Source organism: Dietzia sp. B44, assembly GCF_014145245.1.
Taxonomy (GTDB): Bacteria; Actinomycetota; Actinomycetes; order Mycobacteriales; family Mycobacteriaceae; genus Dietzia; species Dietzia natronolimnaea.
The window spans coordinates 1-7,674 of sequence record NZ_JAALEF010000076.1; the positions used below are offsets into that span (position 1 = coordinate 1).

The window sequence follows — 7,674 nt, forward strand, 5'->3', positions numbered from 1 at the left end:
CGGGCCGCCGCTGCGCATCTGGGTGAATCTTCCGCGGCGGGGCGACGGCTCCACCGGCGAGAGCCCCATCCGCGAGGCGACGAACGACGTCATCGTCTAAGTGACTCACCGGCCGCACGCTGTCGTAACGCACACAGTTCGGCCTGTGGTTGCGCGCCTGAAAGCGACGACGACAAGGCTCTCCCCGATACCCGGACAGGGTGCTTGACGACCGCAAAGTTCGAAATAGCGCACACACTACCTTGTGCTCGGTAAACCGAACACCTAGGCTGCGATCGATACAACGAACCTCAGGAGCGTCATGGCAACGTTCGCCGCTAGGGCCCGGACTGTGACCGACATCGCTACGTCGGTCAGGGACGCCCGTCTCGCCGCCGGTATGAGCCAGGCCGACCTCGCAGCGGCAGCCCATCTCACACGCTCCTGGGTGAGCCTCTTCGAGAGCGGGCGCGCTCCCAATGCGTCACTGAGCAAGGTGCTCGCGATGATGGACGTTCTGGACGTCACGATCCGGCTGGCGTATCCCGTACCGGACTCGGACACGCCCCCCGCCGAGTCGGCCCGCCACCCGCGGCACCTGCCCGAGGCGGTCGATGCAGTCGAGGCGATGGAGGCACCCGAAGCAGTCGACACACCGGCGGACGATTATGAAGTCCTGACTTCCGCAAAAGTGGCCCCCCCTGGCGAAGTAGCGCTTGCCGCTGCACGCGCCATCCGGGCGGCCCACCGTGCACGCGACGTCGCAGATGACATCACTCAGCGGTCTTCCGATGCCTGACAAGGAACTCGCGGTCCTACTGTCTGGACAGAGACTGGGGACGTTGACGGAGGGCCGTCATGGCAAGCACTCGTTCTCCTACGACCTCGACGGCCCCGAACGGAATCTCTCGCTCTCCATGCCCAGACGCCGTCAGGCCTGGGGCCCCGATCGGGTCGAACCCTTCCTCGACGGACTGTTGCCCGACAACCAGGCCGCGCGGGTCCAGATCGCCCGCCATCACGGGGCCGTCGCAGGCAACACGTTTTCCCTCCTCACCGCTGTCGGTCGCGATTGCGCCGGCGCTGTTCAGTTTCTCCGCCCCGATGCGATGGATGAACTCGACGAAGGGGTCCTCGTACCGATGTCTGACGCCGACATCAGCAGGAGACTTCGCGAGCTGATCTCGAGCAGACAGGCATCCTGGCAGGCCCGCGGCGAGCATTGGTCGCTCGCAGGAGCTCAGGAGAAGGTCGCTCTCCACCGACGAGCAGACCAGTGGTATCAGGCGACCGGCGCGATCCCCACTACGCACATCATCAAGCCTGGTGTTACCGATCTCCCCTGCCAGGCGTACAACGAAGTCCTGTGTCTGCAAGCCGTCCGAACAATCGGTTTGCCGACGGCCGCCACGAACTATGTCGATTTCGCTGGCACTCCCGCTGTGATCAGCCGACGGTGGGACCGCCATGTCGCCGTTGATGGAACCGTGACCCGTGTCCATCAGGAGGACCTCTGCCAAGCTCTCGCAGTTCATCCGTCGCGCAGGTACCAGGCCGATGGAGGCCCATCCCCCGGAGATGTCATCTCCTTCTTGCGGGCGCTCCGCCTCGAGGAAGACGTCTGGCTTTTCGTTCGAGCGCTTGCGATCAACTTTCTGCTCGGCGCCACCGACGCCCATGCCAAGAATTACGCGATTCTTCACGCCGATGATTCCCCACCCCGGCTCGCACCGCTCTATGACATCGCGTCGATCTACCCGTACTCACCACAACGGAGTCAGCGCAGACTCGCCATGAAGATCGGGAGTCGGTACGCCTACGACGAGATCACCCTCCGCCACTGGATCACCTTTGCGGAGACCAACGACCTCGATCCGAGCGTGCTCACCGCCCAGATCTACCTCGACGCCGATGAGCTGCCCGGGGCACTCCGATCCGCCATCGAGCTGCACCCCCCGCGCACTGACGACGAACACCGGTTGGCAGACACGCTTATGGCCGAGGTCGAGGCCCAGTGTCGACGGGTTCTGGCCTGGTTCGGTTGAGTGAACCGACTTGGGGCGACGACGACGAGGTCCGCCACCCGCCCCCGGCCCGCATAAACCCGGCCGCGCGGAACCGGCCGGGTCAGAACCAGTCGAGCGGGGTGCCGTAGAGCCGATCGTGCGGCAAGCTGCGAGCGATCAGCTCGGTGAGGGCCTGGTGGTCGTTCTTCAACGCGGTACCGCGGCGGGTCGGCCGGAGCTCGCCCTTGTACTTACGCACCAGCCCCAGCGCGCGGGCCCAGTCCCTCAGCTGCCAGATCGGGAACGTCAGGTCTTCGCGATTGTTCTTCCCGATCCACGTGCGGTCCCAGCCGGTGTCGGCCATGAGTTGCTCGACCATCGTCGGCGGCAGGTACCCGGCCGCGGTGAGCTTGACCCCGTCGCCGACCCGTTCGAGCAGGATCTGCAGCTTCGCGGCCTCGTCCCGCTGGACTTCCCTGAGAGTGGCTGGCGTGTCGGCGATTCCGACCACTCGCCGCTGAACGTCCTCGAGGTCGAATTCTTCCGCGTCCCAGCCGGCCCAGAACTCGAGTACCTCCGGGCCCCAGCCATCCGAGTCGAACTCTTCGCCGCCGGCGATCCACTCGTTATATGACCAGATCCCCCCGCAGTCCTCCGGAGGGCATGCCCGGCGACCTGCCACCACCGTCGCATCCGGGATCTCGTCGTCGTCGTCGTCGGGCTCCAGGACCTTCTCCACGGTGACGCGATGCCACCAACTGTCACCGAAGTCGTACAGGTACAGGAACCTATCGCCCACGCTGTGCGCCAGCTCGTCGAGCCGTACGTCAGCCTCGTCGAGTTCGCCCATCTCCCCGGCGTCGGGGTAGTCCATGGAGGCGAAGTGCTCGGCGTCGCGGTCCCGGCGCGAGGATGCGTGGACGAACTCGTGCAGGTGACTGTTCGTCCAGCCCATGGCTTCCTGCAGGATCAGGTGAAGGCGCGGCAACTCCAGGTCGCTACGCAGGTCCAGGCGTCGCCAGATGGGCGGGGACGAGTCCAGCAGCTCGACCTTGACGCGATACGTCACCGGCGACTCGCGCCTCGGGTGCCGCCGGTTGACGGCCGGGCGGTCCCACGGGGACTGATAGTCAGCCCCGGCCGCCAGCGAGGCCATCAACTCGGTCTGCGGGACTCCCGCGCTCGCCAATGCGTCGAGAACCGCGTGCTTCAACTCGTCTGCGGTGAGGTCGCCTGGTCCGTAGGGGCGATCTGTCGAGGGCGTCACCTCACCGACGATACGAGATGCGAGCGGCGCGCTGGGACGCCCCCGTTTGGAGAAGTAGTCTCACCTGCCATGGACACCGACGAGCCCGGGCTGTTCGACCTACCCGAGTCCGCGCCTGAGCCCACCCCGCAACCCTCGCCTGCGCGGCCCCGTCCCGGCAGGAACCGCGAGACGTGGGCCTGCACTGTCACCGCGGAGGTGACCATCGTCGATGCGGCGACGGTAACGGCGGCCCTCACGCGGTACCTCAAGGACACCGTGGTGGTCGATGCGTTCTCCGGTGCGGTGATCGAGGACCCGGCGAGTGAGGAGGCGGGGCCCGATCCCACCCTGCCGCCGCTGCCTCAACTGAACTGGCTGATCTGGCCTACGGGCGGTGTGGAGGAACTCCTCGAAGAGGGCGCGTTCCGGGTTCTCGATGTTGAGAGCGCTGTGACCACCGAGATCTACGACCGGGGGACGATCACGTGGACGGTCACGGTCAAGCTCACCGACGTCCAGCTCCTGCGTCGCGTCGCCACGCGAGCCCACCCCGCCGACGCCGACCTCATCGCGAACAGTCTGTCCGTCGCGTGGCAGCGCGCTGCCGACTCGTTCGCTCCCCTGCGTTCGATCCCCGGGATCTCGTGGCGGCCGGTGTCCGTCGAGGTCGAGCACGTGTCGGCGCGGAAGCGATGACGACGGCCGCCGCTCCCGCGCACCGCGCACCGAGCCCCCAACCACCGGGCGGATCCCGCCGAGTGGACGATCCCGCTCGATCCGGGGCGCTCGCCCCCAACGCGGGGCGATCGGGCGGAGGCCAGGACGGTCAGCACGCGGGTCGAGCGACGTGCGGTAGTTGCGCGGAGTGGCGGGGTCCCTTGTGCAGGCCCACGGCGCCGGGGGGGGGCGGAGAGCCGAGGTGATCTGCCTGCCGGGTGTCGTCCCGGCGCTCAACTGCGGGACCTCCGAAAGGGACGTGCTCGCCTCGACGATGCGCCCACTCGCCCATGTCGACCTCCCGATGATCGGCAGTCCACCATTGCGCATCTGGGTGGACCTTCCGCGGTGGGGCGACGGCTCCACCGGCGAGGGCCCGATCCCCGAGCTGACAAGTAACGTGATCGCCTGGTCGCTCACCGGACCCGCTCCGTCTTAACGCTCACTGTCCGACGTGCCTTCGTGGCGATCAAGTATCTGTTCGCAGATGAGAGTGGCGACCTCCAGTTCCTCCGCAACGGGAAGGCATCCAGGTACTTCGCGGTTGGCACGCTGTGCGCCGACGAAGAACAGGTGTGGGCGCTCCGGACGCGCCTCATGCGGCTCCGGGACGAACTGGCCTGGAAGGCCCAGGGTTTGGATTCGTGTTTCCACGCCTCTCCGGACGCCCAGGTCGTGCGAGACGCGGTGTTCGACGCCTTGGTGGAACTTGAGTTCCGGTTCGACATCACTCTGTTGGAGAAGTCCAAGGCCCAGCCCTCGATCCGCCCAACCGAACCGAAGTTCTACCAGTACGCCTGGTTTTTTCATCTCAGTCGGGCCGCCCCTCAGTTGTTCCACCAGGGCGATTCCATCCAGGTCGTCGCCGCTCAGATGGGAACCAGGAAGACCCGGGCTGCGTTCAGGGGCGCCGTGGACGATGTCATGGCCCAGTGTCTGCCCTTCCGCGCCAAGCGAGTATTGGCATTCTGGCGGGATGAGTCCGACTTCGGTCTCCAGGCTGCGGACTACTGCACCTGGGCGGTCACACGGAAGTGGGAGACCGGCGACGACCGGGCTCACAGACTGACCCGGAGCAAGATCAGGATCGAGAGTGACTACTTCGGGTACGGCACCGAGCACTACTACTGACGCACGAAACCCCAACCAACTAGGGATCATTCCCGAAGCCCAGGGGCTCTTTCGTCGATTGGGGTCGCACTGAAAATGTACCACCGTGTCAAGCAACTTGACAGCCTTAAAGCGTGTCGAGGTCATGACGGGCGGCCCTCCATGCCGGTCTCGCAATCAGCCCGTCGACTGCGGCCTGCTCGGACAACGCCTCGGCCGCGTCCAGAAGCGCAGACCGGGCACTGACGAGCAGATCGCCACTACCCCCTCCAGGACTGTTCATGTGCCCTCATCCATTCGATCAACTCGTTCGCCTCTGCGGGTGCCCGGCCCGGCCCGGTCATGAGGTCCACAGCCACCTGGGCCGGGCGGGCGACCGTGAGCCCTTCCAACGCGGTCATGGCGCGTTCCATGACGACGGGGTAAGTGGGTTCGATCAGCAGCACGTTCGCTCCCGCTTCGGTCGCGCGCAAGCCCCAGTTCGCCGCTGCACGTTCGACGTTTCGGACGTACACCATCGCCGACCTGGCTGGTGCGTAGGCAGCCCACGCTGCTGCTGCGACGGACCCGGTCAGCGCGTAGTCGACGTCCTCTTCCTCGCGCACCGTATCGAGAAGGTCCGACAGGCCCCGGGGAGCGATCCAATGGGACACGGCATTGGACCGGAGTAACTGATAGTCGTCGCTCCATCTGCGCAGAAGAGCTGCCCAATCGGACACCAGGAATCGCCGGTCAGGCAGCCGCTGCGCAAGTTCCTGATCTTCGAGAAACTGCATCACACGGTATACCGACCCCACCGAGGCATTGGCGACGTCGGCGAGTTCCCGCACACGCCATGGCCCGGGAAGATCGAGTAGCGCTCTGACTACCTTCGCTGCGGGTTCTCCCTTGAGGGTGCCCCTCGGGCGCCCTGGCCCCCGCCAAGGATCTCTTTCGGCACCACGATCCGAGACGAAGAGTGCGGGAACGGGGGATGAAACCCTCATATTACCGGTCGCATCGATATATGAAATGCCAGCCGCGTCGAGCCGCGCACGGTCGGCGGGCGCGAGATAGCGAGTCAAGACCAGGCACCCACTGTCCGGCACCTGGGCCATAGTGTCGCCGCACCTCTTCCGAAGCGCAGGTATGTCGCGAGCTACGACGGCGCTCTTGACGGTGACACAGAATGTTGCGGCACTCCCATCGGGAGCCTCGGCGACCATCAGAGAATCGGCGCCGCCAGATGTCGACGATGTAGCGCCCTGCCTGGTATCGATCTTCCACTCCGGCGGGAGTCTCTCGCGAAGTGCCTGGGACGCGGCATCGACGAGTTCCGCCTCCGAAGGGGGTCTCGAATCTATCGTCTTGCCGTTTATCATGTTCGGATAATAGCGCCGTTCCGCAGCCAACGGAAGCGGACAATTTGCCGAACACCGCCAGCGGGACGCGAGTCAGCCGCCTTCGGGCCACACCACGTCCTGCACCACCTCGTTGCGCCGCAGGAACCACGGCGTGAAAGGCGGGTCGAACCGGGCGTACCTGGGCGGCCCGGTGGCGACCAGCCCGGCCCGGGCGATCCCGGCCTCGAGGTCGGCCAGGTGGCGTCGATAGGCCGACTCGCTCCACCGTCCCGAGTAGCGCACTGCTGCGGCGACACGGTCGGGCACCTGCCTGACCCGCACCCGAGGATCGGTGGGCACCGGCGCGGTCGCGGCGGTGAGCGAGGCGGGCAGCACGAAGGCGACCACGTGCTCGCCGCCGTCGGCCTCGGTCTGGACCACGGGCGCGGTCATGGCGACCTTCTCGGAGCCGGAGGCCTCCTGGACGACCGGCGCCGTCATGGCGATGGACCCGGCGGACTCATTGTGACCGGTGATGTACCGGAACAGCGCGCTGAATGCCTGGTTGCCGGCACTGCTGAACGACCCGCCGACGGACACCTCCGCCACGGCGTGGGAGGGGCACCGCCGCAGCTCGAACTCCGGGTGATGCTCGAGCACCTCGTAGGGCTGCTGCTCGGTCATGAATCGACGGTACGCGCGCGAGCGGCCAGTGGCGGCGCCGCGCGTCCAGTCACCGGAGACTGCCAGGCGGGCATGCCACTGGGCGACGTGGTGCGGGTGGAAGATCGCGACGACGACGATGACGACGACGAGGCCCACCTCCACCCGCCCGACCCGCGGCTGCCGGGTGGCGCGGAACCGGCCGGGTCAGCCCGAGAGTCCGCGGAGCCAGTCGACGATCGCGCCGGCCAGCTCGTCCGGGGCCTCCACCGGCAGCATGTGTCCGGTCTCCGGGATCTCGACGTAGGTGACGCGACCATCCCCGGCCCCATTCGCCTCAGCCCACCGCCGCTGCTCCTCGGTGGACACCACCTGGTCGTCCGACGCCCCCACGATCAGCACCGGGACACCAGCCTGCGCGGGAAACTCTCTTCGATCCGGCCGGGCGCCGATCGCCACCGAATGGGCGGCGAACCTCTCCGGCCCGTACGCCCGCGCCGCGCGCAGCCGCTCGGCCCGGAGCTCCGGATCGTGGCCGCGGTCGCCGTAGTACACCGCCTCCATGCCGTCGAGCGCGATCTCCTCGTACGCCTCCGGACTCAGGCCTGCAGCGCGGTCGGCCCGCGCC

At 66.9% G+C, this 7,674-nt stretch carries 8 protein-coding genes; 4 read left to right on the top strand and 4 right to left on the bottom strand.

The window, feature by feature from the left end:
• Positions 1-331 precede the first annotated feature (331 nt).
• Positions 332-778: a helix-turn-helix transcriptional regulator gene (locus G6017_RS03165; protein WP_159110396.1), complete on the top strand. Its 447-nt coding sequence runs from the start codon at positions 332-334 to the stop codon at positions 776-778.
• Positions 771-2,024, top strand: a complete 1,254-nt coding sequence (locus G6017_RS03170) for a type II toxin-antitoxin system HipA family toxin (protein WP_182609402.1) — start codon at positions 771-773, stop codon at positions 2,022-2,024. Before G6017_RS03165 ends, G6017_RS03170 begins: the two co-directional genes overlap by 8 nt.
• 82 nt (positions 2,025-2,106) lie before the next feature.
• On the opposite strand, the gene G6017_RS03175 is transcribed toward G6017_RS03170, so the two are convergent.
• Positions 2,107-3,252 carry an IS1096 element passenger TnpR family protein gene (locus tag G6017_RS03175; protein WP_182609401.1) on the bottom strand — a complete coding sequence of 382 codons (1,146 nt, stop codon included), beginning with the start codon at positions 3,250-3,252 and terminating at the stop codon, positions 2,107-2,109.
• Positions 3,253-3,321: 69 nt separating this feature from the next.
• On the opposite strand from G6017_RS03175, the gene G6017_RS03180 reads away from it, so the two are divergent.
• Both G6017_RS03180 and G6017_RS03185 read left to right on the top strand, forming a co-directional pair.
• Positions 3,322-3,930, top strand: coding sequence for a hypothetical protein (locus tag G6017_RS03180; protein WP_182609400.1), 609 nt, complete (start codon positions 3,322-3,324; stop codon positions 3,928-3,930).
• A gap of 483 nt (positions 3,931-4,413) precedes the next feature.
• Positions 4,414-5,082 (top strand): DUF3800 domain-containing protein, encoded by a 669-nt coding sequence (locus G6017_RS03185; protein ID WP_182615925.1) that lies wholly within the window; start codon positions 4,414-4,416, stop codon positions 5,080-5,082.
• Positions 5,083-5,321: 239 nt separating this feature from the next.
• Here the strand turns inward: G6017_RS03185 and G6017_RS16675 are convergent, their stop codons facing one another.
• From G6017_RS16675 to G6017_RS03200, 3 genes are all read right to left on the bottom strand, one after another.
• Entirely contained in the window at positions 5,322-6,422 is a 1,101-nt protein-coding gene (locus tag G6017_RS16675; RefSeq protein ID WP_241731354.1) for a type IV toxin-antitoxin system AbiEi family antitoxin, read from the bottom strand.
• A gap of 72 nt (positions 6,423-6,494) precedes the next feature.
• Entirely contained in the window at positions 6,495-7,067 is a 573-nt protein-coding gene (locus G6017_RS03195; RefSeq protein WP_182615927.1) for an SOUL family heme-binding protein, read from the bottom strand.
• Between the two features lie 186 nt (positions 7,068-7,253).
• Positions 7,254-7,674 (bottom strand): alpha/beta fold hydrolase (locus G6017_RS03200; RefSeq protein ID WP_182615929.1); only part of this gene is annotated, 421 nt, incomplete at its 5' end.

Bases quoted from the DNA above. Each gene is read 5' to 3' on its own strand.
- G6017_RS03170 (WP_182609402.1), top strand. From the start codon at position 771: ATGCCTGACAAGGAACTCGCGGTCCTACTGTCTGGACAGAGACTGGGG.
- G6017_RS03195 (WP_182615927.1), bottom strand. From the start codon at position 7,067: ATGACCGAGCAGCAGCCCTACGAGGTGCTCGAGCATCACCCGGAGTTC.
- G6017_RS03180 (WP_182609400.1), top strand. From the start codon at position 3,322: ATGGACACCGACGAGCCCGGGCTGTTCGACCTACCCGAGTCCGCGCCT.
- G6017_RS16675 (WP_241731354.1), bottom strand. From the start codon at position 6,422: ATGATAAACGGCAAGACGATAGATTCGAGACCCCCTTCGGAGGCGGAA.